At 42.8% G+C, this 23,968-nt stretch carries 25 protein-coding genes and 1 pseudogene; 10 read left to right on the top strand and 16 right to left on the bottom strand.

The features are described from left to right. Positions 1-83 precede the first annotated feature (83 nt). Positions 84-569, bottom strand: a complete 486-nt coding sequence (locus tag PPIS_RS23620) for a MarR family winged helix-turn-helix transcriptional regulator (RefSeq protein WP_010373116.1) — start codon at positions 567-569, stop codon at positions 84-86. A 112-nt stretch (positions 570-681) separates the two neighbouring features. Between PPIS_RS23620 and hmgA the strand changes: the two genes are divergently transcribed. Together hmgA and maiA are read left to right on the top strand one after the other, a co-directional pair. Next, complete coding sequence (hmgA, locus tag PPIS_RS23615; RefSeq protein WP_010373117.1) at positions 682-1,977, top strand: homogentisate 1,2-dioxygenase; 1,296 nt, start codon at positions 682-684, stop codon at positions 1,975-1,977. Positions 1,978-1,985: 8 nt separating this feature from the next. After that, positions 1,986-2,612 (top strand): maleylacetoacetate isomerase, encoded by a 627-nt coding sequence (gene maiA / locus PPIS_RS23610; protein WP_026000885.1) that lies wholly within the window; start codon positions 1,986-1,988, stop codon positions 2,610-2,612. Positions 2,613-2,686: 74 nt separating this feature from the next. Here the strand turns inward: maiA and PPIS_RS23605 are convergent, their stop codons facing one another. Next, positions 2,687-2,917 carry a TIGR02647 family protein gene (locus tag PPIS_RS23605; RefSeq protein WP_010373121.1) on the bottom strand — a complete coding sequence of 77 codons (231 nt, stop codon included), beginning with the start codon at positions 2,915-2,917 and terminating at the stop codon, positions 2,687-2,689. Between the two features lie 60 nt (positions 2,918-2,977). Here PPIS_RS23605 and PPIS_RS23600 point away from each other — a divergent pair, with 60 nt between their 5' ends. Beyond that, complete coding sequence (locus tag PPIS_RS23600) at positions 2,978-3,259, top strand: DUF1496 domain-containing protein (RefSeq protein WP_010373124.1); 282 nt, start codon at positions 2,978-2,980, stop codon at positions 3,257-3,259. A gap of 32 nt (positions 3,260-3,291) precedes the next feature. Further along, on the top strand, positions 3,292-3,534 hold the full coding sequence (locus PPIS_RS23595; RefSeq protein WP_010373127.1) for a VF530 family protein: 243 nt from the start codon (positions 3,292-3,294) through the stop codon (positions 3,532-3,534). Positions 3,535-3,550: 16 nt separating this feature from the next. On the opposite strand, the gene PPIS_RS25570 is transcribed toward PPIS_RS23595, so the two are convergent. The 4 genes from PPIS_RS25570 to PPIS_RS23580 all read right to left on the bottom strand — a co-directional run bounded on the left by PPIS_RS25570 (position 3,551) and on the right by PPIS_RS23580 (position 6,615). Next, positions 3,551-3,835, bottom strand: coding sequence for a hypothetical protein (locus PPIS_RS25570; RefSeq protein ID WP_010373130.1), 285 nt, complete (start codon positions 3,833-3,835; stop codon positions 3,551-3,553). Positions 3,836-3,859: 24 nt separating this feature from the next. Then, positions 3,860-4,261 carry a type 2 periplasmic-binding domain-containing protein gene (locus tag PPIS_RS25565; protein WP_010373133.1) on the bottom strand — a complete coding sequence of 134 codons (402 nt, stop codon included), beginning with the start codon at positions 4,259-4,261 and terminating at the stop codon, positions 3,860-3,862. A 165-nt stretch (positions 4,262-4,426) separates the two neighbouring features. Beyond that, on the bottom strand, positions 4,427-5,539 hold the full coding sequence (locus PPIS_RS23585) for an arginase family protein (RefSeq protein ID WP_010373136.1): 1,113 nt from the start codon (positions 5,537-5,539) through the stop codon (positions 4,427-4,429). Positions 5,540-5,835: 296 nt separating this feature from the next. After that, on the bottom strand, positions 5,836-6,615 hold the full coding sequence (locus tag PPIS_RS23580; RefSeq protein WP_010373139.1) for a DUF2189 domain-containing protein: 780 nt from the start codon (positions 6,613-6,615) through the stop codon (positions 5,836-5,838). A 379-nt stretch (positions 6,616-6,994) separates the two neighbouring features. On the opposite strand from PPIS_RS23580, the gene udp reads away from it, so the two are divergent. Further along, positions 6,995-7,753, top strand: coding sequence for a uridine phosphorylase (gene udp, locus PPIS_RS23575; protein WP_010373142.1), 759 nt, complete (start codon positions 6,995-6,997; stop codon positions 7,751-7,753). A 26-nt stretch (positions 7,754-7,779) separates the two neighbouring features. Here udp and cdd read toward each other — a convergent pair whose 3' ends face one another. From cdd to ppc, 3 genes are all read right to left on the bottom strand, one after another. Next, the gene (gene cdd / locus PPIS_RS23570) at positions 7,780-8,646 is read right to left on the bottom strand and encodes a cytidine deaminase (RefSeq protein WP_010373145.1); all 867 of its coding nucleotides are present in this window, start codon (positions 8,644-8,646) and stop codon (positions 7,780-7,782) included. A 43-nt stretch (positions 8,647-8,689) separates the two neighbouring features. Further along, complete coding sequence (locus PPIS_RS23565; RefSeq protein ID WP_232288019.1) at positions 8,690-9,007, bottom strand: hypothetical protein; 318 nt, start codon at positions 9,005-9,007, stop codon at positions 8,690-8,692. A gap of 266 nt (positions 9,008-9,273) precedes the next feature. Further along, positions 9,274-11,907 carry a phosphoenolpyruvate carboxylase gene (ppc, locus tag PPIS_RS23560; protein ID WP_010373151.1) on the bottom strand — a complete coding sequence of 878 codons (2,634 nt, stop codon included), beginning with the start codon at positions 11,905-11,907 and terminating at the stop codon, positions 9,274-9,276. Between the two features lie 125 nt (positions 11,908-12,032). Between ppc and PPIS_RS23555 the strand changes: the two genes are divergently transcribed. From PPIS_RS23555 to PPIS_RS23545, 3 genes are read left to right on the top strand one after another with little or no spacing between them, the layout of a single operon-like run. Beyond that, the gene (locus tag PPIS_RS23555) at positions 12,033-12,422 is read left to right on the top strand and encodes a thiol-disulfide oxidoreductase DCC family protein (RefSeq protein ID WP_026345548.1); all 390 of its coding nucleotides are present in this window, start codon (positions 12,033-12,035) and stop codon (positions 12,420-12,422) included. Then, positions 12,415-13,140 (top strand): SDR family NAD(P)-dependent oxidoreductase, encoded by a 726-nt coding sequence (locus tag PPIS_RS23550; RefSeq protein ID WP_010373160.1) that lies wholly within the window; start codon positions 12,415-12,417, stop codon positions 13,138-13,140. Before PPIS_RS23555 ends, PPIS_RS23550 begins: the two co-directional genes overlap by 8 nt. 7 nt (positions 13,141-13,147) lie before the next feature. Then, complete coding sequence (locus tag PPIS_RS23545; RefSeq protein ID WP_010373163.1) at positions 13,148-13,789, top strand: flavin reductase family protein; 642 nt, start codon at positions 13,148-13,150, stop codon at positions 13,787-13,789. Between the two features lie 6 nt (positions 13,790-13,795). On the opposite strand, the gene PPIS_RS23540 is transcribed toward PPIS_RS23545, so the two are convergent. Further along, a complete protein-coding gene (locus PPIS_RS23540; RefSeq protein WP_010373168.1) occupies positions 13,796-14,581 on the bottom strand; it encodes a DUF6279 family lipoprotein in 786 nt (261 codons plus the stop codon). A 140-nt stretch (positions 14,582-14,721) separates the two neighbouring features. On the opposite strand from PPIS_RS23540, the gene PPIS_RS23535 reads away from it, so the two are divergent. Both PPIS_RS23535 and PPIS_RS23530 read left to right on the top strand, forming a co-directional pair. Next, positions 14,722-15,447: a tetratricopeptide repeat protein gene (locus PPIS_RS23535; protein WP_010373171.1), complete on the top strand. Its 726-nt coding sequence runs from the start codon at positions 14,722-14,724 to the stop codon at positions 15,445-15,447. Positions 15,448-15,647: 200 nt separating this feature from the next. After that, positions 15,648-15,815 (top strand): DUF2986 domain-containing protein, encoded by a 168-nt coding sequence (locus tag PPIS_RS23530; protein WP_010373174.1) that lies wholly within the window; start codon positions 15,648-15,650, stop codon positions 15,813-15,815. Positions 15,816-16,161: 346 nt separating this feature from the next. Here PPIS_RS23530 and PPIS_RS23525 read toward each other — a convergent pair whose 3' ends face one another. From PPIS_RS23525 to PPIS_RS23500, 6 genes and pseudogenes are all read right to left on the bottom strand, one after another. Next, positions 16,162-16,536 (bottom strand): VOC family protein, encoded by a 375-nt coding sequence (locus PPIS_RS23525; RefSeq protein WP_010373177.1) that lies wholly within the window; start codon positions 16,534-16,536, stop codon positions 16,162-16,164. A gap of 195 nt (positions 16,537-16,731) precedes the next feature. Continuing rightward, the gene (locus tag PPIS_RS23520) at positions 16,732-18,135 is read right to left on the bottom strand and encodes a coniferyl aldehyde dehydrogenase (RefSeq protein ID WP_010373180.1); all 1,404 of its coding nucleotides are present in this window, start codon (positions 18,133-18,135) and stop codon (positions 16,732-16,734) included. A 144-nt stretch (positions 18,136-18,279) separates the two neighbouring features. Beyond that, positions 18,280-19,728, bottom strand: a complete 1,449-nt coding sequence (locus PPIS_RS23515) for an SLC13 family permease (RefSeq protein ID WP_010373182.1) — start codon at positions 19,726-19,728, stop codon at positions 18,280-18,282. Positions 19,729-19,740: 12 nt separating this feature from the next. Next, positions 19,741-20,691 (bottom strand): annotated as a pseudogene (locus PPIS_RS23510) (porin). A gap of 161 nt (positions 20,692-20,852) precedes the next feature. Further along, a complete protein-coding gene (locus PPIS_RS23505) occupies positions 20,853-22,208 on the bottom strand; it encodes a sigma-54-dependent transcriptional regulator (protein ID WP_010373185.1) in 1,356 nt (451 codons plus the stop codon). Continuing rightward, positions 22,201-23,922 (bottom strand): sensor histidine kinase, encoded by a 1,722-nt coding sequence (locus PPIS_RS23500; protein WP_010373188.1) that lies wholly within the window; start codon positions 23,920-23,922, stop codon positions 22,201-22,203. Before PPIS_RS23500 ends, PPIS_RS23505 begins: the two co-directional genes overlap by 8 nt. Positions 23,923-23,968 lie beyond the last annotated feature (46 nt).

Raw genomic sequence — 23,968 nt, 5'->3', positions numbered from 1 at the left:
GAAATATCCATGCTCTACATGATCTATATGACTATAATATCATGTACAGAAAACCGTACGAGATAACATTCAGCGGTACGTTACTATATAGAGCTTGCTCTAAATGAATGAGCAAGCTCTTTTTCATCTACTGCAGACTGTAATAATTTCAGTAGTTGTACGAACTTCTCTTTCTGCTCATCGCTAAAACAACTAAGTAGCTCAGCTTCCCATGCCAATGCAAACGGCGTTAACATTTGATAAAGCACTCTCCCTTGCTCTGTCACTGCAATAGTTTTTGCACGTTTATCACTTGGACTCACTAACATCTCAATCAATTCTCTGTCTTGTAACTGCTTAATTGCTCTTGAAACGGTTGATTTATCCATGCTTGCCAGTTCGCAAATGTGCTTAGCGGTGATCCCCTCCTTCTGTATTGCGTGTGATAACACCCGCCATTGTGGCTGCGTTAACTCTCCCTTTTGTTCATAGACGTGTGCAAAGTCATTGCTCACTTTTGTTGACAGTGAAACGAGCTGATACGGCAAAAATTCATTTATATTCAGCAGCTTTTCATTATTTTTAGACATTATTTTACACTCCCAACTGTCACTATAACTTTACAGAGCGACTAGATGACAAATATTGAAAATACTCTCACATGAGAGTATCTTACTATAAAACACAAAGGAGTCGAGACACATGAGCCAAGAACTTCAATATTTAACTGGATTTGGTAATCAATTTGAAAGTGAAGCACTGCCGGGCGCTTTACCGATTGGTCAATTTTCACCGCAAAAAGTAAAATACGATCTTTATGCAGAGCAATATAACACCACCGCTTTTACAGCGCCTCGTGCTGATAATCGTCGAAATTGGTTCTACCGTATTCGCCCTTCTGTTTTACAAGGTGAATATGAAGCTATGGATAATGGCCTATTGCGCACAGCACCAATAACTGAAGCCGTTACCCCTCCTTCCATGTTGCGCTGGAACCCTATCGATATACCACAAGAAAAAACAGATTTTATCGATGGCTTAGTAACGATGGCTGCTAACGGCAGTGCTAATGGCCAAAGCGGGATTGGTATTCATGTATATGTTGCTAACGCATCAATGGAAGGTCGTTATTTCTATAATGCGGATGGCGAGCTGTTATTCGTCCCACAGCAAGGTGAACTCATTTTACACACCGAGTGCGGAAAACTCGCAATTAAACCAGGTGAGATTGCCGTTATCCCTCGTGGTATCAAATTCAGTGTAGAGCTTTTAAGCGATACGGTGCGTGGTTATATTTGTGAAAACTACGGACACCCTTATATATTGCCTGAGCGAGGCCCTGTTGGTGCGAATGGCTATACCAACGAACGTGACTTTCAATACCCGGTTGCCGCCTTTGAGGACAAAGAAGGCGATTTTGAACTCGTTGCAAAGTTTAATGGTAATCTGTTCCGCTCTGAGATTGGCCACTCACCGCTTGATGTGGTTGCATGGACAGGTAATAGCGCCCCATACAAATATGATTTAGCGCGATTTAATGTAATGAACACCGTAAGCTTTGACCACCCAGATCCGTCAATCTTTACTGTACTTACTTCTCCATCAGGCACACCTGGTGTTGCAAACGTAGACTTTGTGATCTTCCCACCGCGCTGGATGGTGGCAGAAAATACATTCCGTCCGCCTTATTATCACCGTAATATCATGAGTGAGTTTATGGGCTTAATCGAAGGTGTTTACGACGCTAAAGAACATGGTTTTGTGCCAGGTGGTATGAGTCTACACAACTGTATGTCTCCTCATGGGCCAGAAGCTGATGTATTTGAAAAGGCGAGCAACGCAGAGCTTGCACCACAGCGCTATGAAAACACACTCGCGTTTATGTTTGAGTCACGTTACATTATCTCTCCAACTAAGTATGCTTTAGAAGGCAAAGCGCGTCAGCCTAACTATGCTGATTGCTGGAAAGGCATTAAAAAGTACTTTAAAGGAGCATAAAGATTATGTTGAAACTCTATACTTATTTTCGCTCATCTGCAGCCTATCGTGTGCGTATTGCTTTAAACCTTAAAGGATTAGACCACGAGTTAGTCCCAGTAAACTTGCTTAAATCGGAGCAAAGCGGCGAGGCATATTTAAGTAAAAACGGTCAAGGGTTACTACCGGCTCTGGAAACTGAGCATGGCGTTCTTGCACAATCTTTAGCGATATTGGAGTGGCTAGAAGAAACCCAAACTGGCCAAGCATTGCTACCACAAGATCCTTGGCAAAAAGCGCAGGTAAGAAACTTTTGCTACGCCATAGCCTGTGATATCCACCCTATCGATAACCTGCGTGTGCTTAAATATCTATCAAGTGAGCTAGGCGCATCTGATGAACAAAAAAATGAGTGGTATCGCCACTGGGTTATCGAAGGCTTTAAAAAGCTAGAGCCTATGATTGGCGACGGTCAATTTTGCTTTGGCACGGAGCCCACACTCGCGGATGTTTGTTTAGTACCACAAGTATTTAATGCACTGCGCTTTAAAGTAGATATGACTGCATTTCCTAAGATCAGTCGAGTGTACGAATATTGTAATACGCTTGATGCGTTTTCTGATGCGGCGCCTGACAATCAATTAGACGCACAATAAGGCAAGTAAGCGATAAGCCAATTAAAAAGAGTGATATGCTAAGCGTATCACTCTTTCAATCAAACGAGCGTTTGTTATTTCAGTGCGCTATAGACATGATCAAAATGGCCAATAAGGTCGTGACCAAGATCAGTCAAATAACCCCCATCTGGGCTGTCAATGACCCCTTTTTCAAATAGTCGCATCGCTGCACCTTGTATACCTTCAGGCGCACTGCTATGAATTTTTATCCCCTGATGCAAACTATGTCTTGGAAATCTAGCTAGTAAGGTCAACTCATCCAACAATTTTTGGTCTAATGCCATTGTCATTTTTCCTTATTCTTCTATAGTCATTTAACACTCTAGTTCAAAAAACCAAATTTGATGAAGTTTTTAATTTGTTTAATCGCTGTTAATTTGATCTCACTGCCTGTTTTGGCTACAACGCCCACTGATTTGAGGTTATATGGAGAAATACCAAAGCAAGTCTGTTGGTATGAAGGAAAGTCATATAGCGAAGGCGCACTATTGCTACAGTTTGACATGCTGTTTGTCTGTGCAACGAAAAAGTACAACGAAGACAATGGCAAACTTGTGTGGGTAAAAGCTGACGCGTCTGGTGCACCAATAAGACCTGAAATTTCGGATAAAATTAGGGTAAACTAGGCGTAATATCTAAAGTTATATAGAAGTAAAAGATGACAACCCAAGCGAATAACCCCCTTCACGGTATCAAGTTAGAAGAGATCGTTGTAAAACTTGAGCAGCAACTAGGCTGGAAAGAAATGGCTGCCGCCGTAGATATCAACTGCTTCAAAGATAACCCAAGCGTTAAATCTAGTCTCAAGTTTTTGCGTCGCACACCTTGGGCAAGAACCAAAGTGGAGCAACTGTATCTAGATACCTTCCACGGCTTTCAGTGGCCAGATATAAAAAAATAACCCGCTTTCTCTAAGCTTATTTGGCTGCATAAAGCGCGTTGTAGGTGTCCTTAAGCTTTTCAAGAATATGCTTGGGAACATTTTTATTGCAAGCCAAATAAAGTGATGTATTAAACTGCTCTAATGTGTATACCGGCTCAAGTAATTGAGCCGTATGCTCTTTTGCACTTCGAAACCTAAACTGGGCATCACTTAATATCACCAAATCAACAAAGTCTTTGCGTGTCTTGAGTAGCTCAAAAACCTTATCAAAAGAATTAATCAGGATCAGCTGTTTTCCTTCTTGAAAACCATGCTCCATTAAAAATTGGTGGCTAAAATTGTCTCAGATAACCGCTGTTCGATAAGCTTGCGCATCTTCTAATTTATTCAGCTTGATTTTGCTTTCACGTAGCGCATAAAAAGAGGTGGAAAACGTATCAATTGGAAATACCCAAGTAAACTCATTTTCGCGGATGGTATTTCTGGCTGTTGAAAACACACAGGTATCTTCTTTTCTTAATGCAGCATTATAGGCCGCAGGCCATGAAAGTACGTTGATGGTGTAATCAATGCCAGAGTCATCAAGCACCGCCCTAACTTTATCCGCTGAACGCCCAATTAGTTCTCCTTTTTCATTAAGGTATTGGAAGTCAGGAAAGTTCTCAGTGACTATATTTAGCGTATAGGCAAGCGCACTGAAACTCATCAGCAAAATACAAAGACCAAAAGAGCGTGCACCCTTCATGAAACTCTCCCCATAGCTACTTGAATAATATAGTCTTAACTTAAAGGTTGAGCAATTTTTAAAGAGATAGAATGGCTTCTTGTAGATGGGAGTTATGGCTAATTTATCGAAGCGAATGATTGATAGACAAGGATCCCCCCGCCTATCACAGAGTTAATAGTTACTTTAGCTATTGTTGATAGCATCGATTAGAAATGCACTCAGCTTAGCACCTTCTTTAAGCGTGGTTTCTGAGCTCGTTTGTCCAACAAGAGAGCTATCGGTAAATGGGGCAATTTCCATCATGTCTGCACCTGTGATTTTAAACTCACCACGCAGCGCTTGTAGAATTAACATCGCTTCGTCTGGAGTCATACCGCCTGCCTCTGGAGTACCCGTTGCAGAAGCAAACTCTTCATCAAGTGCGTCAATGTCAAAGCTAACATAAAGCTCTTCAACACCGTCAGCCTTTAGCTGTGCAATAACTTCATCTACAATCGCTTGTGCACCACGCTCTCTGATCTCATGAGCCCAATGCTGCTTAACGCCGAATGTAGATTCCCAATGAGACTTAGGTTTGCCACTCGAGCGGATCCCAAATTGTACTAAGTGATGGGGTGCAGGTAAAAACTCTAGGATATGCGTACACCAAGAGCCAAAGCATAAATCGATACCTAAGCGCTCAACAAGTAAATCCGTGTGAGCATCAAAATGGATAATCGCTGTTTTTACACCACGAGCACGCTTTGCTTTAAGATACGCTTTTGTTAACGGGTAGCTGATTGAGTGATCACCACCAATGCCAAACACACCTTTATCTGGGTAATTTTCGTAAAAGCCATCACACACATCTTCTGTAATAGATAATGGTGAGACGTAATAATCACTCTCAGGGTCAGCATAAAGTGCCTTTTGACAATTACTGATCGTGCTCTCGTTTAAATATTTGTCATGTAGTAAATGTGGAATAACACGCACATCGCCAAGGTCAAACGCGCTCGTTTGCGGCTGTTGCTCTATTAATGTCGAACGCAAAAATAGTGGACCCCAGTTGGCGCCGCGTAAAATACCACCGCCACAATCTGAACTGATCCCAAGAATTGCCGCTTTATGTTCACTTTCGCCCAATTTTTCCAGTGAGGCTTTCCATAACGTATCCACACCCTCTGTTTGTCCATATAGCTTTTGTCTTAGCGCGTCTTTTCTTTCTTTCGCTGTGTTTACTGTAAACACACCATCACCCGGCGGGCATAAACAGTGCTCAAGTTTTTTATGGAATTGTTTTTTGCTCTCAGACATCGCTATCCCCTCTTATATGCATAATCATGCGACCCAGAAAAATCTCCACTATTGCGCTTTATATTTTGCGTCACACTCAAAATACGATTGGCTTATAATGAGTAAAAGCGATAAATTAAAAATAAAAAAACTTATAAATCAAAAGGTTTTCTCAATCTCTAACTTCGCTTTCGGAAGACATTGACTGTTCATTAGGTCGTTGTTGCAGCACATATAACAGGTTCAAATAGGAAGTCAACCGCAGTACCGACAATGCGCATTGATGCTGCGGTTGTTTATTCATAGAGGGTGTTTAGTTATTCGTAGTGGCGTGGCACTTTTGTTTTAATTACAGCGATATAGCCATGCCAACTTGCGTACGCTAGCAGCGGCATAATAACGATAAACCCAGCCGTTCCAGTTGCAAACCCAAGCATCACCAGAAGCACTAAGATCCCACACCATACCACCATAGCGCCGACATTTTCCTTCACTGCATGCATTGAGCTTATTACCGCAGTCATAATATCCACTCGACGCTCCATCATTATTTGTGGAGTAAACGCTGAGATCGCAAATACACACACCAATAAAATGCCCCCCACTATCGAGCCGAGTGCTAAAAATGCCGAAAGTTGTTCAAACGTTGGATTCGGAACATTTGGATATAATGCATGGATAAGCGCAGCTAGGCGCATCCAAACAATCATAATGACCATCAGTAACACCGCAAACCCCCACTCGCCAGCCGGATTACGGAACATTGACTTAAGGCTGTGTGATAATGTTGGTTTATGGCCCTTTTCCAACTCCCACGCGACATCATACAAGCCAGCTGCAAAAGCAGGCCCGATAAGCGCAAAGGCGACAGCGGCAGGCAGAATTACCAAGTGAGTACCTGATTGGTACACTAACCACATGATAAAAGCAGGTATAAGGGTAAAAATAAGTCCATACACTAGGCTAAGTAATGGCGCATTTGCAATATCTTTAAACGCTAATGCGAGCCAGTGAAACGGCGCCATGGTTGGGACTTTGTTGCACTCAAAGCAACGCGCAAATTCGTTATCTTTATTTATAGAATGTGTAGCAGGCATAACCATTCCTCATTGTTGCTCTCATGTTAAGGTTTAGTGGAACATCGACAATCCTGCAAGCTATCCCGAGCTATAATAACAGCTGCATTAATTCTCTAACCAATTTGAAGGGAAAAACATCATATAAGCTTCGTTAGAAATTTTTCATTAAGAACAACTAAATAGTAAAATTTTTTCCTTGCCTAAATGGATTTAGATACCTTAGCGGTAGCAGGATGTAAGAGCGGGGCTACTAATGCTATTTCCCTGCTTCAAAATAACGCATTTACTTAATACGGTTGGTATAATTTAAACATGCCACGCTTAAATAGGACATCTGTCCTGTACTTGATAGGCATTAACTATAAACATTACGCTTTAATTATAACTAAGGTTTACTATGGAAAAGGTATTTCACTTAGGTCTTACGAAAGCCGACCTACAAGGCGCTTCACTGGCAATTGTTCCGGGTGATCCCGAGCGCTCAAAACGCATTTCCGAATATCTTGACTCTCCAGTCTGCTTAGCACAAACTCGCGAATTTCATATTTACCTTGGCTTTTTAAATAAAAGTCCTGTGGTAATTTGTTCAACAGGTATAGGCGGCCCATCAACGTCAATCGCAGTTGAAGAATTAGCACAGCTTGGTATCACTACCTTTTTACGCATAGGTACGACTGGCGCTATTCAACCACATATCAATGAAGGTGATATTTTGGTGAGCACGGCATCAGTGCGTTTAGATGGCGCTAGCCAGCATTTTGCGCCTATCGAGTTTCCTGCGGTTTCTGATTTCCACACCACTTCGGCAATGGTACAAGCCTGTGAATCTTTGGGCATTACTCATCACGTTGGGATCACTGCGTCTAGCGATACTTTCTACCCTGGGCAAGAACGTTACGACACATACTCAGGCTACGTCAGAAAGGCGTATCAAGGTTCGTGTGCAGAATGGCAAAAGCTTAATGTGATGAACTATGAGATGGAATCTGCGACATTATTTACCATGTGTGCAGCACTTGGATTGAAGGCAGCTTGTCTTGCGGGCGTCTTGGTAAACAGAACACGCCAAGAAATCCCCAATGTCGACCATCAAGCCGTTGAAAAAAAAGCCGTCACTGCAGTATTAAAAGCTGCTGAACTATTACTTTCGAAATAATAGCGCTAAGCGTAGAGATTGAGTGATTACTCAATCTCTATATGTGTAAGCAAATGCTCGGCATTGTATGCCTTTAAAACCGCTAAGCTTACTTGCAACTGATTAGCACTGCCCTGCTTTTCTAGCAAAGTGATCTCTACGACATTTACCTCAGATAATACTTTACCCGACATCGCTAATTGACTTAGTGCACTTTGTAATGGCGATAAGCTTGGGTTATAAGCCGCATTTTCAGCATAACGCCCATAAAAGCACTCACCAGTGTCTAGTTTAATTTCCACCGCACTTTGGTTGTGTGTGTAGGGGCAATAAGCGCGCAGATAATGCTGATAAAGTGCCGCACTGATTGATGCAGGCGATGTTTCATTCGCAGCAAGATGTTGCGCTTGAGAAAAGAGCTTTTCACTGTTGCCCAGATCGTCCGGACCAAACGAAGTCGGCAGCAAATCACACAACGAGGTTTTGCCTGTCGGCAATAAAATTTCAAGCTCCTTTGCGGTGCTTAGTTCATTCATAAATTGGCGACAAAATCCGCAAGGCGCGGCATTGATCGTCATTTTAGAGATTTCAGTTGCGCCATTTAACCACGCATTGTTAATTGCCGCTTGCTCAGCATGAACAACCAAAGAAAGCGCCTGATGCGAGAACTCTAAATTTGCGCCTAAAAACGCTTGTTGAGATTTATCATCCCAAGCAATGGCACCAACATAAAATTGTGAAATAGGAGGCGTAGCAAACTCAGCCGCAACGTCAAGCAAAGCAGCCTCAAGCTCAGATCGAGATAATTGAAAACGGTTTTGATATTGTGCTAGCTGGGAATAACTAAATATTCCACGATGGGCAATGGCGTATTGCGTTAACGCACTTTTTATTGATGGTTCTATCTTTGCCATATTGTTGTCATGTTTATCTATGGCAGGATAGTTTACGCAAGAGTTACAGCCGACTCAACCATTCTCTTGCAGATTTAAAACACTCAAAGTTTTCAGCGCTGATATTAAAACGCTTAATTTTTTGTAGAAAAAGGTCATGCATATAACCTTCAAAACCAACGACGCGTGCAATATGCAAATTGCCAATATTATGCGCAACTTTTGGCATTATGTTCACAATATCAATCGCCGCAAAGCGGTGTTCAAGTTCACTCACATCCACTAATACTTTGCTACTATTATGCTTTTTTGCATATAGATTGGCTTTCTCGTATGCCGAGACCACATCGTTTGCATTCGCAATGCCTCTGACCTTCATCATAATCAGATCATTACACTCATCAAATGTGACGCTAGTAGAAATTTTGTGCATGTATCGTAGACCCATCAACCGACAATTCTTGAATAAAACAAATAAAACGACTGGTTAAACCAGCCGCGCATTTTAAATCAATGAGAATTACTGTCAATAAATATACTAATAAAAAACCAACCAAAATAAAAAAACCAATCCATTGGGATTGGTTTTGTAGCTGTTATGCTTATAAATGTAAAATTTTACAAAAATAGATTATTCAAATTGTTGCACTAACCCGTGTTGCGCATTCCCGCCGCAATCCCTGTCATCGTGATCATAAGTGCCAGTTCCAAATCGTGATTGGTTTCTTCGCGCACACGCTTTAACAGTTCTATTTGTAACAAGTTTAGAGGATCGGTATACGGGTTTCTCAGCCCGATTGATTCTTTGATCCAAGGTTGCTGTGACAACAACGATGACTCTGGCGCAAGGCCGCGAATAAGCTCGATGGCTTGCTGCAAGTTGTCTCTTAATTCATCCCCTAGGCCTCTATATTCATCACTAACTAAACTTGCATCATACATCTCGCTGAGCCAGAGATCGGCTTTACAGAATACCATTTCGAGCATTTCTAAACGGGTTCTAAAAAATGGCCACTTTGCGCTCATTTCTTGCAGCATGTCTTTACCAAACGTTTCTACGGCAGCTTCAAGACCTTCTTTTGCCCCCAGCCAAGCAGGTAACATCAAGCGATTTTGACTCCATGCGAAAATCCAAGGAATAGCCCTCAAACTCTCTACTCCGCCGTTTGGATTTCGTTTAGAAGGCCTCGAGCCTAGCGGCAATTTAGACAACTCTTGTTCTGGCGTTGCCATTCTAAAGTAAGGAACAAACTCAGGATTCTCTCGAACAATACTGCGATACTTTTTACAGGAAGCTTCACTAATCGTCTCCATTACCTCTACCCATTTAGGTTCGGGTCTAGGAGGCGGCAACAAATTACTTTGTAAAATCGCACTGGTATAAATAGATAGACTTTGCATCGCGACTTTAGGTAAACCAAATTTAAAGCGGATCATTTCGCCTTGCTCGGTTACTCGCAAGCCACTTTTTAGCGACCCAGGAGGCTGAGATCTCAGCGCTTGTGCTGCAGGCGCACCTCCACGACCAATCGTGCCTCCGCGGCCATGGAAAAGCACCAGCTCGATGCCCTTCGCATCAGCAAGGTTAACCAGCTTTTCCATTGCATCATACTGCGCCCATCCTGCCGCCATCATTCCTGCGTCTTTTGCAGAGTCGGAATAGCCGATCATGACATATTGCTTGGCACCAATCGTGCCTTTATACCAAGTGTTCTCAAATAACCCGCTGATCACTGATTGTGCGTTATTTAAATCATCCAGCGTTTCAAATAGCGGGGCTACCGGTAAGTTGAATTTACATCCGCTTTCTTGGAGTAATAAATGTACGGCGAGAATATCTGAGGCACTTTGCGCCATTGAGATAATGTAAATGCCAAGTGCATTTTGGTCTTGATCCGCAATAGTTGCAAATGTCTCTAGCACCTCTTGAACATTGGAAGAAGGTTGCCAATGACGCGGCAGTAACGGTCGTCTCGAGCTTAGTTCGGTTAATAAGAAAGCTTGCTTGTCTGCTTCTTGCCACTGGGCATAATCGCCAAGACCCAAATAGCGCGTTAATTCAGAAAACACTTCGGTATGTCTGGCGGAATCTTGACGAATATCTAACTTACATAAAGACACGCCAAAGCAGTCAATTCGTCTTAATACATCCAACAATAAACCATCGGCAATATTAGCCATGCGACAATCAACCAAGGAGCGATAACACGCCTCTAGTGGCTCTCTTATCTGTGATACCTGTTTAATCTTGTCTTGATAATGCGAGGGCGTGCCTTTGATTTTATATTCCAATGCTGCAATGGTTTCTTCTACCTCGGCGCGTACTTGCTTTAATACATGGCGATAAGGTTCATTGCTACCGTCCGCTCGCGCTATAAAGCTTTCGGATGCATTACTCATAGAAAGTTCTGCACCCAAGATTTCTAGATCGCGACGATATAAGTCAAGCGCCATCCAGCGGCCGTGATCAAGCACAGATTGCGTCACATGAGAAGTAACAAACGGGTTGCCGTCTCTATCGCCACCCATCCAAGAAGTGAGCTGGATAGGACTAAAATTGGCTGGTAGTTGTAAGTTTAATCGCGTTTTCACTTGGGCGTTGAAATACCGAACAAACTTAGGCACGGCTTCCCAAAGACTATTTTCGATAACCGCGAACCCCCACTTTGCTTCATCCAGTGGCGTAGGTCGCTTTTCTCTAATATCGCTAGTGTGCCACGCTTGTGAGATCAACTGCTCAATACGGTCAATGACCTCATCGTAGACAGGGTCCTCACCTGAAGTCACCTCAAGCACTTTTAAACACTCACTCAGCTCGACGTGTTTATTGATGATGGTTCTGCGTGTTACTTCCGTTGGGTGAGCGGTTAGCACCAAATCGATTTTTAGTTTGCTTATTACATCTGCAACTTCGTTTAGTGTCAGCGCACCGGCATCGACTTTACTTTGCAATTCATCAAGCGCCTTATCGACTTCGATCATCACGCCGTCTGGAGAGCCCGATTTTGAAATGGTGTGGAATTGTTCTGCGACATTCGCCAGGTTTAAGAAATGATTAAATGAGCGAGCAACGGGAAGTAGCGCTTCATCGCTTAGGCTACGTAAGGTGTCAATCAGCGCTTGCCTATCTGAATCATTACCGCTTCTAGAGGATTTTGCTAGGTGCCTAATTTCTTCAACTTTATCTAGCGTCTCTTGACCCTGCGCTTGTTGAATAATTTGCCCTAACATCTGCCCCAAAAGGCTCACATTACTACGTAGGCTTGCGTATTGCTCAGTCATACAATCTCCTTGATGAAAAGATACTCGAACTCCACTATACCGAGAATAAATTGATTTGCGAACGATCTATTTTCAAGACGTTAACGTAATAACATGACAAAGATAAGTATTATTCGAGTGAGCGAATGATTGTATTTTACGATGGTAACTGTCCGCTGTGTGTAGGAGAAATGAATGAACTTAAACGTTTCGATCAACACAATAAAATTGATTTAGTGAACATTCACGATAACCGCTTCTCTACCGAGTTTCCTGAGATAGAGCATGAAGCGGCTATGGCTAAACTCCACGGTTATGATAGCCAAGGCAAGCTCATTGTAGGACTAGATGTTACCGCAGCGGCCTGGGGTCAAGTTGGCAAACATCGCTGGATCAAATTATTGAGATTACCCATCATCCGAACAATTGCAGACGGCGTTTACTTGTTTTTTGCAAGGCACAGAATGAAAATTTCTAAACTTCTGTACCCAAATCAATGCGGTATGCAAAATAGTGGAGACTGCAATCGTGACTAACCTCGCCATCATAGTGATTGGTGCGAGCTCAGAGATTGCCCAAGCCTTTGTAAAAGCGCAAACCGAACAAAGTCCCGACGTCAATGTGATCTCGGTGTCTAGGCAAACTAAAACAGCTCAACAAGCTAATAATCTGCATTTTCAGTGTGATTATTCTAAAGCACAAATTCGTCAAGTTGCGAGCCGTATTCTCGAGTTGGGCTTAACGGTAAAGAGCGTCACTATTTTTAATGGCTTACTCCATGACGAGTTTGATAAATTTCCAGAGAAAAAGCTTGAGGAAATTGATCTCGAATACAGCATGGCGCTGTTTAATATCAATACCATGATCCCCATGCTTTGGTTGCAAGCTTTATTGCCAGCCATAAAAGGTAAGCAGCCATGCATAGTCACGGCACTCTCTGCCCGGGTTGGAAGCATCAGTGACAACCAGATGGGCGGCTGGTACAGCTATCGCAGTTCAAAGTCTGCGCTTAATATGATGTTTAAAACTGCAGCAGTCGAGCTTGCGCGTCGAGCAAAAAACATTAAGCTCATTTTGTTCCATCCAGGCACTACTGACACGCCACTTTCAAAACCCTTTCAAGCCAATGTCCCAGACGAAAAACTCTTCACGCCGGAATTTGTGGCACATCAACTTAGCGGGATCATCGCAAATAGCCACCCCGATGGTACGGTGAGCTATGTTGACTGGCAAAATAAATTAATTGAATGGTGAACACATCATGAAACACTTCTCAAGTGACGATATTAAAACCTTAGACGAGCGTTATCGCGCATTGATGATAAATTCGCTGTCGGGTTTCAAAAGCGCCAACTTAATTGGAACAGTTGATGAAACAGGTCAAGAAAATTTGTCTATCGTCAGCTCCGTTTTCCACCTCGGTGCCAACCCGGCACTCGTAGGTGTGATTTTTAGGCCTCATAGCGTACCTAGGCACACACTGGAAAACATCTTAGCGACTGAAAAATACACCATTAATCAAGTCAATGTTCAAATTTATATGGCAGCTCATCAAACCTCAGCCAGATATGAAAAGAGTCAATCTGAATTTGAGGAAACGGGGCTAACCGCCGAGTATTTAAATGCTTTTCCAGCTCCTTTCGTCAAGGAAAGCAGACTAAAATACGGGCTTACACTCAAAGATCACCAAACCATCAAGCTCAACGATACCGAGCTGGTAATAGGCGAAATTGAGACGCTTCACGTTGAAGAAAGCGCTTTGCTCGAAGACGGCTATATTGATATCGAGGCACTAGATAGTATTGCAATTTCCAGTTTAGACGGCTATCACAGTACCAAACGTATTAATCGTTTGGAGTATGCAAAACCAAACAAGCCAACCAGAATTAAGCTACTTGGCTAGGTATCTTTACAACGATTCCAAGAGCTCGAGTAACTCTTCGAGCTCTTCTTTAAAGTGTTTCCTTTGTTTGTCGCTCATGGTGTCTTTAAGTTTAAAGGCGAGACTTGCATACTCTTTTATTCGTCTTGCTTGAATATCTAGGATGCGCTCAGGCAGCGCTGTGGGTGTAGTAACTATCGCTTGCTGCAACAGCTCAGGTGAAACCTGCTCAGTGCCGCTCAGTAACATAGCTTGTTTAAACTGGCTAAATCGCCTTTGTTCATGTGCACGCCAAACCTGACGCGCAAACTCGCCTTGCTCATAATATTCGTTAATAAGCTCCTTTTGTTTATCACTCAAATCACCAAGCCAACGCTCATAGCGGTTAAATTGATCTCCTTCCTCCCAGTCATCGTCCAACATTTCTTTTTCTATGTTGGCTATCAGCATTTCTCGCTGTTCACGGTTGAGCGAATTTAGGTGTGTTTCTAACTTGGGATATACGGCTTCAACGACGGAATACCAATAGTTTCTTGTAGTATACACCATATGCACCATGTCACTCTCTGTCATGGTTTGCCAGTGCTTCAACAGTGATTGGATATGAGATTTGTATTTTGGTAGTTCTGACTGCCGATGCCACGCAACCAAAGATTCTACATCAGCCTCCAACTTTTCCTCTTGCTCATCCGTCAGCTCAACATAATCGGAAATATAATAACTCGCTAACCATCCTAGGTTGTTGTAAGCCAATCTTTGACTACATCCAGCCAAACACAGTAAACATAGCGCCAGTGCTATTAATTTCTTCATCCCATTGCCTCAATTTTTGTTTTTATTACCTTATATTAACGCAGTATCTGCCATTTTAGATTTGTATTTTGTAAATCTGTGTTTCTGGCATTAGAATAACTAACAACATAGTTAGCATAGCTACCTTAAGGAGGTCTATGATGTTAGGCAGGATTTCAAAAGCATGTATCGCCATTGCACTATTAAGCCAAGCACCTTTGGCAACAGCTGGATTGGAAGAAGGCATAGATGCACTCAATGCAGGCAGGTTCGAAGAAGCACTACAAGAATTCAATTATTTAGCTGAAATGAACTACGCTCCGGGCATTTATCAACTCGGTGTAATGTATGAAGGCGGCTACGGTGTCGTCAAAAATCCACGTAAAGCGGCAGAGTTATTTCAACAAGCCGTTAAACTGGGTGAAGCCGACGCAATGTTTGCGCTAGCCGTCATGTATGACGAAGGTCGCGGCGTTAAAAAGGACCGCTCTAAATATGTTGAGCTAATGACCAGAGCGGCAAACAAAAACATGCCAGCTGCGCAATTTAACGTAGCGCTGATGTATGCAAACGGTGACGGTGTACCACAAAGTTACCGCCACGCACTTAACTGGTATGAAAAAGCCGCCGCAAACAACTACACCTTAGCCATGTTTAATTTAGCACTCATGTATTTTCAGGGCTTAGGAGTCGAGAAAAATATTGAACGCTCGTACGTATGGAATACGTTAGCGGAGTTTAATGGTTATGCTGAAGCCACAAAGAGCCGAGTGCTCGACGAGAAACAGCTTTCTCCTTCACAAATCGAACAAGCAAAAGAACTCGCTAATAGTATTTACGAGCGAATTCAAGCCGGTAAATACGTAGCAGAAACACGTACTAAATAATCTAAGCTTAGATTAATAAAAGTGTTAAATAATAAAGGTCTCCTGCGAGGCCTTTATTATTTTTCCTTATTAAGACTGGGTCAGTATCGTCACACCTAGGTAGCAGTCATGCTCATTGTTAACTGTGATAATCTTTTTATTATTGTTGAACCCGCTAACACTAAGCTAAACTAGCACTTCATTCATAATGAGCTGTGAAAATGAACCGCAAAAAGAAAATTTACGAAACCTTAAAGAAAAAAGACAAGCGTGCTAATGCTAAACTCCACAAAAGCAACAAACCCCGTTATATTTCAAAAGCAGAGCGTGAAAAAATCGCAGCCCGGCAAGACATTGAGGAGTTAAATAGCGAAAACAATGAACATTAATTGCCTAGGTTTTATGTCAGCTTGTCATTAACTGTTTTAATTTAATCAATCTTCCAACGTTAGATGAGGATCTCTGCTCTTAAAATGTCGTCACAGTAACGTGCTCGTTAGCCTTAATTAGCGAAAGATTAACGTTAAACGGATGCATGCTAGAGACCTAAACTAACAGCAGTACGACTGTTTTACACAGCGATTAAACTGAATAACGGATTACTGCGTAATTCACTGCTATATGTTTGCTATCAAAGATTTTTACGGCTATCTGGCATAGCTCGGTTAAGCAGCTAAATTAATTAAAATTGAGTTGCTTGTTTGAACAGAGAAAATTCGCACTTGTTTGATGTCATTACTCCCAAGATTCCGAGTCTTTGCAAACAAGGTGGATGATGGATGCAGGGCTTGATACCCAGAATGCCTGAAATCCTTCAGGTAACGGCTCGATGTCATCGCAGCGTACGACACCAGCAGCTTTGAGATGCTCTGACGCTGCGGCAATATCATTGGTAACAATCTCGAGCCATGTTTCGGCCTGGCTGATACCAGGTACGCTGTCGAGCCAGAGATTATTAGAGCCAAACTCAAAACCAACTGATGGAGCATGCTCTGTTATTTCTTTGAGGCCGATGACATCGCGGTAAAACTGAAGGGTTGCCTCGTACTGATGAGGCGGTAGCTTCATGGCGATATTGCGACCAGCTGCAAACTTAACCTTAGTATTCATGTGAACTCCTTTCTGACTGAAACTGTAATCCTAGCCTGAATATCGGGCTGAGCCACTACTCTCTGTAGCATCAGCTTTTCTATCTATCGATATTGTGAAGTCCCATAAAAATGACTACTAATATTACAGGCTAAGTCTTATTTTTAAGTATATTGGATCTCAATATGTAATGGCGCTTTGCTCAACAGATTAACGCTACTTTTTCCTCAAAAATAGCCACTCTAAAGGCTTTGTAAGTAGCTTTGAATGGCTAAGCAGCATTTTGTTACGCCATTTAGTATTATTGGATTGGAGAATGGGCTTTTTGTGGCTAAAGGTATAAAAGCCTTCTTCGCCATGATATTGACCCATGCCAGAGTGACCTAGGCCACCAAAGGGTAAAGACTCAACAACCACATGCACTATGGTTTCGTTGATCGCTAAAGTACCCGTTGCGAGCTCTTTTGACACTTTATTCATGGCAACCTGAGATTGCGTAAACAAATAACTCGCAAGCGGTGTGGTGTCTGCTCTAATGTAGCTAATTGCATCATTTAAGTTGGATATTTTTAGAATGGGCAAAATCGTTCCAAATAACTCCTCTTGCATCACCCTCATGCTTTTGTTGACATGGGTAATGATATGCAGTGGGAGCTGACGATTGTCGCGTGCTGGCTCAGCTTGCCATACACTCGCACCTTTATTTTTGGCATCAATAATAATGTCGTTTAAGCGCTGAAATTGCCTGTCATTAATAATTGAAGTTTGGTTTTTTACACCAACTTTTGTTTTATATGTTTTTTCGTAGTGCTGTTTCAGCTCAGCAATAAATGCATCGTATTTTTCTTCGTGCACTAATACATAATCTGGTGCAACACAGATTTGACCTGAATTAGAGAGCTTCCCCATTAATACGCTCATCGCAGCGGCGCTGATATCGGCGTCATCAAGCACAATAACCGGTGATTTTCCTCCTAACTCTAAGGTGACTGGCGTGAGATTTTTAGCCGCCGCCGCCATCACCTTTTTGCCAACGGCTGTTGAGCCTGTAAATAGCAAGTGATCGAATGGCTGCTCAGTAAAAGTCGAGGCAATATCAGGTCCACCTTCAATGACGCACACTTCATTGTCCAATCCTTTAAAAATGGCTCTTATCATCGCATTCACCTTAGGAGTGAACTCGCTCAATTTGAGCATAACTTTGTTTCCAGCGGCAAGGGCAGTAATAACGGGAACAATCGCCAGCTGAATTGGATAATTCCACGGGGCTATCACGCCCACGACTCCTTTTGGCACAATCTCAATTTTTGCCTTAGATGGTAGCCACTGCGCACCGGGTGAACGATGCTGCACTTTGCTCCATCTGCGCAGGTGCTTCGCGATATAATCAATCGAATTAATGCAAGGCATGATGTCTGCAATCACGGTATCGAATCGACTCCGAGTACCAAAATCCCGTTCTGCCGCCTCGACTAATTGATCTTGCCGCTGCAACATACGTGATTTTATTTCAGTTAATAGACGTAAACGCTTTTCAAGCGCGGGGTAAGGATCTTGGTTAAAGCGACTTTTTAACTGAGTAAATGTGGCTATTAAAGTGCTGGTATTATCTTCAATCATTATCAGGTCCTGCTAATGTCTAATTTGAATATAGCAAGGAAAAAACAACGGGTCTATCTTCAAGAAACTAGGTATTACCATGGAGGCAGGCTGCGTATGACCGAGTTGCCTTTCGATGGACACAGCCTGTGGAGAATGGCAACTTTAAAACCCTAGTATGCTCCTTGCCAAAGTCAAGGTAACAATTGTAATTAACCCTATCGCGACTATGTTCAAAACAAACCCTGCTCGGATCATGTCTTTAATTTTGATCTCACCCGAGCCAAATACGATGGCATTTGGCGGTGTTGCAACTGGCATCATAAAGGCGCAACTGGCCGCGATTGCAGCAGGAATAACCCAAGCTAAAGGAGAACCCGTGATTGATTCAGCGACAGGACCAAGTAAAGGTAAAAAGCCTGCAGCCGTTGCGGTATTGCTGGTAATTTCCGTTAAGAACGTAATAAGCGCTGCAACAACTAGCACACCAAGCACTAAGCCCATAGCATCAGCGCCTGCAAGTAAGTTAGCGATGTAATCGGCAAGTCCTGAAGATTTGATCTGTGCCGCCAGTGATAAACCACCGCCAAATAATAGCAAGATACCCCAAGGCACCTTAGCTGCGCTTTCCCAATCTAAAATACGTTCGTCACTTCCCGACTTGGCAGGAAGAACAAATAGTAACAGTGCAGCGGCAATTGCAATGCCAGTATCTGACAATTTAAGACCCGTAACATCACCAATTAGCGGTCTAAAGATCCAGCATACTGCCGCTAAAATAAATATCGCAAAAACCCCTTTCTCCGCACGAGACATTTCACCGAGTGCTTTTAATTGGGAAGTAAATAACGACTTAGTATCAACATTAATTTCTTCTTTATCGACCTTATAAGTCACTTTGGTCAACCAGAACCAAGCAAATGCCAGCATCACCAAAGACAAAGGCACACCAATCATCATCCAAGTGGCAAAACCAATCTCAATTTGATAACTGTCGGATAAATACGCAGCCATTAACGCATTTGGTGGCGTACCGATTAAAGTTGCAATACCGCCAATGCTTGCACCATAAGCGATAGAAAGTAATAGCGCTTTAGCAAAGCTTTGGCTATCTCCACCCTGCTCTTTTACCAAGTGAATAACCGAAAGTGCAATCGGTAACATCATGACCGCCGTTGCCGTGTTTGACATCCACATAGATAAAAATGCTGTCACGCCCATCATCGCTAAGATCTGTATACTCGGTTTAGTGCCTGCGAACAACATGGTATTCAGCGCGATGCGTTTATGCAGCCCCCACCTTTCCATGGCGATTGAGAGCAAAAATCCACCCAGAAATAGATAAATCAAAGGATGCGCAAACGGTGCAGCAACCGCTTTAATAGATGCAATCCCGACTAGAGGCGAAATAACCAAGGGTAATAACGAAGCCGCCGGAATAGGCACAGCTTCGGTTATCCACCAAGAGGCTAACCAAAACGCTAAGCCTGCGGTTCTCCATGCTTCAACCGACATGCCAGTTGGAGGCTCAACCAAACAGATCAGTAACATTACCAAGGGACCAAGCCACAGAAACAGCTGCGTTTTTATCGTTTTTTTATTCTCTTCTGTCATTATCTTGAACCTTTAAAACTTATATTTTAAGCCAACAGCGATGCTAGTATCGTCTTGTGTTTCAAGGTCGAGCTGCGTTGCCATCACATACAAGTTAGTTTGTTTATCAAAAATATAGTCTGTACCTAGCGTCCACTGAGTCGCATCTTCACTGTGGCGTAATCCGCTTGAGTCTTTGGCAAACTGTAGCTTCGGACGCCAATTATCGTCGAGTTGGTAACTTGCGCTTAGCACATAGCCATTACCCGATTTGTCTTTCGCTAGATTTTCACTGTCTTGGATGATGGCACCAAGTTGTAACTTTTGCCACTTGTAAGCCAACGCGATGCGCGTAGCAACCAAATTACCAATACTGTCGGTATGACTTAGGGCAACATATTAATCTTTATTTTTTAATGCTCGGTCACCATAAATTGCGGTTGCTGCAAACCCGGCTTCATCGTTGCTAGCGTCGTCTTTAGGTGTGTAGGTCAGAGAAAAAGAAAAGTCATTCCATTTAGGTGAAGAATAGGTAATTGAATCACCAACTCTGTCTTGGCCTGCTAGCACTTGGGCAATATCACTTTGGGTTTCGTTAAATTGATCGATTTTACCTTCACTGAACTTAAAACGTGTGTCGTTTCTGCCCACTAAAACGGTACCAAATTTCCCTTCAAGGCCAACATAGGTGTTCCTTGCTGAAAATGGCTCGGTGGTATCGTCGTGTTCAAAACCTTTAACTTGTACTTCATATTTGTAGACGAGTTTTAGATCGCTTGATAATCCGTGGGCACCTTTTACACCAATTCTCGAAAATGGTGCGTCAATTTGTGTGCCCTCTTTGGTATAGCGCATTACACCTTTGTCTGTGTTGGCAATTTGAACTTCTGCTTTACCATAAATGCTGTAGTCTGCGGCTAACGCAGAGGCTGATAACGTTGCACTGGCAACTGTCAACGCCACTAAAGATTTACTTGCTGTCATAACTTGTCTCATTTTTTGATTATTGTCGCTTAAGACAACGCAATTCTGAGACCAGAGTTTATTTTTTAATATAAATCAAATGGATAAATCAAAATCAAAGGTTAATGGTGGCTAAAATGTGCGGATTTCCGCACACTTAAATCTATAATGTGTCACTAAACTCACCCATCATCATTGGTGAACATAGTGCGATTTAAACCATACTTACTCATCTTGTCGTACAAGGTTTTTCTCGGCACTTTTAGCAAATTCATCGCATCTTTTATACTACCTTGGCTTTGTGCCAGCGCTTCTTCAATTAACGATTGTTCGTAGTAGCTCACCTTCTCAGCCAAACTCAACGTTTCATCAGACAAATTGTTTTGCATGTTACTCGCAGTCATCGCACCACCGAGTAAAATATGGCGCTCGGCGTGGTTTCTCAGCTCTCGCACGTTCCCAGGCCAATCTTGTGCCAGTAGCTGCGCCTCTAATTCAGGGCTAATTGGCTGCATAGGTTTATGAAATCGAGTAGCAGCAATGGAGCTAAAGTGTTTATATAGCAGTGGAATGTCAGCTTTTCTGGAACGAAGTGATGGGATCATCACTTTGACGAGGTTAAGTCGATAAAATAAATCCGAGCGGAATTTACCTTGCGCGACTAAGGTTTGTAAATCCACTTTGGTCGCTGCAACCACTCTAATATCCAACGCTATCGCAGTGTTGCTGCCAACAGGCGTCACACTTCTCTCTTCTAAGACGCGCAGCAGCTTCACTTGTAAAGCCGCAGACATGGCTTCGATTTCATCCAAAAATACCGTACCGCCTTGGGCAAAAGAAAATTTTCCCTCGCGAGACTCTTTGGCTCCCGTAAATGCACCGCTTTTGGCACCAAATAATTCACTTTCAATCAGTTCTTCTGGAATTGCACCGCAATTGATAGCGACGAAGTTATGATTTGAGCGCTCGCTATGATCATGTAAGTATCGTGCCACCAATTCTTTTCCCGTACCGGTTTCACCTTCAATTAGTACATCAGCAGGGGTATCAATCACAGCATCAAGCAAATACAGCATTTGCTGCATTTGTTTTGTCTCACCTAAGATCCGTACGCCCGGCGCAGACTTTTTCTTGACTTGCGCTTTTAGCTCTCGGTTTTCCATCACCAACCGGCGTTTATCAAGCGCTCTTTCTATACAGTCGAGTAGCGGCTCTGACACGGGCTTTTCGAAAAAGTCGTAAGCCCCTTTTTGGATGGCTTTTACCGCCACTTCAACATCCGCAAAGCCGGTTAGAAATACCACAGGTAACTCAGAATCAAACTGCACCACCTGCTCTAAAAATTGAATGCCATTGATCTCGGGCATGTTGATGTCACAAAGCACAACACCGCTAAACTGACGAGAAAGCTTTTTTAATGCAGGCGTTGCACTGGAAAAACACTGCACTGAGTACCCTTCTATTTCAAATAGTTGTTTTAGCGCATCTCGTATACTTTGTTCATCATCGATGATTAACAGGGTTTTCTCTTCAGTCATGTTGTGGATTCTTTGTGTGTAAGCTAATTAAAAACTCGGCGCCACCTTGCGGATGATTATGGGCACTGAGTTTGCCATGAAACGATTCAATGATCTGTTTTGAAATGGATAACCCTAAGCCTAAACCATTACCTGATTTAGTGGTGTAAAACGGTTCAAATATGTTGGATAAAGCGTGCTGTTTTATCCCTTCGCCCGAATCAATAATAGACAGCTGGATCTTGCCTTCATGCTCCACGGCGCGAATATAAATACATTTATTATCTTGCTCAACAATCGCTTGGCACGCATTGCTAATAATATTTACCAGAACTTGCTCAAACTTAAATGGGTCAACCCAGATATTGCACGCAAGCCCCTCACTTTGAATTGCTACACCGTAGCGTTTGAGTTCAGGCCCAACTATAACTAAGGCGTTATCTACTGAGTGTTTAAGGTTGGCCACCAGCATCTTATTATCATGATGCTGACTAAATGACTTTAGCTGCGCCACGATTTTATGCACCCGAGTGATCAAAGATTGGATCAGGACCATGTTTTCGACTACTTTGCTCACTTCTCCCTTTTGAGCCAACCGTTTAGCACTGGCAACATACGCACTCATGGCACTAAGTGGTTGATTGATTTCATGGTTAATACTGGCGCTGAGCTGCCCTATGGTTGCCAACTTGGCAGCGCGAATAAGTGCATCTTGCGCCTGTTCGAGCGCTTGCTTGCGGCTCTCAACCTCAGCCTCTAGACTCCGCTGGCTGAAAAGCAGTTGTCTGTATCCAGTCAGTTTACTCAATGTGTACTCAACAACAACAAAGAGTAAAATCAATACCAGTGCGGTTACCCCAAGCCGCGGCCACTGTGCCGCTTTGATAGGCGCAACTTCATGTAGCAAATAAAGTGTGTATTGCTTGTTAAGCGGCCTCTTTTGCATCAGCGCGTCGCTGCCATGTGATGAAGTTTTAACTCTGGTTGGTGAAAGCACGCGCCAATCAATCGGAAACAGAGATTCGTTTTCAAACTGCCTTGAGGATTCAATTTCTTTGCGCTTTGTTGGGGACAGTTCCCCTAACGAGGCTAACCGCCACTGCTCAACATCAGATGCCAATACAATATCATTGTCATCCACAATTAAGAAATGGCTATCAGTTCCCGTATCAAGCTGGGCTTTATCTGATTCAAATTTACTGGCGTTAACCTTCATCACCACCACGCCCACAAGCGAGCCGTCTTTGTAGACAGACTTAGCAAAATAGAAGCCACGGGTTTTGGAACGTAAACCGAGCGCAAAAGAGACATGTTCATTGCCCTTGATTGTTTCGTAAAAATAGGGGCGAAAGGCAAAATTGCTGCCTTTATAGCTATGCGGCAAATACCAGTTGCTACTTGCAATCACAGTTCCACTGAGGTCTAGCAGGTAAACGTCTGACGCACCACTGGATATTTGAATGTCCTGTAGATATCTGTCCAGTTCATTGGAGTTTATAGCAGTTGCTTGCTGTAAGCCTGATTGCACTAAATTGCTTAAGCTCAATTGCGTTTGGATAGCTTGATAACGAGTAAATTCAGTCTGGATATAACTATTGAGCTTTTCTAGATTGGTTTTAGTCTGAACAAGAACGCTTTCCTCATCCTGTGCCACATTGAACAAATAGCTTGCCCACAGCCCACAAAATAATAATAAAAGATAAATTAATATCTTAACTGAGAACTTATGTGACACACGCAACTCCTAATTGAACTCACTGAGTCTATCAGAAGCAGAATAT

It is taken from the genome of Pseudoalteromonas piscicida, assembly GCF_000238315.3.
In the GTDB taxonomy this organism is placed as follows: Bacteria; Pseudomonadota; Gammaproteobacteria; order Enterobacterales; family Alteromonadaceae; genus Pseudoalteromonas; species Pseudoalteromonas piscicida.
This window is presented reverse-complemented; position numbering and strand designations above follow the sequence as displayed.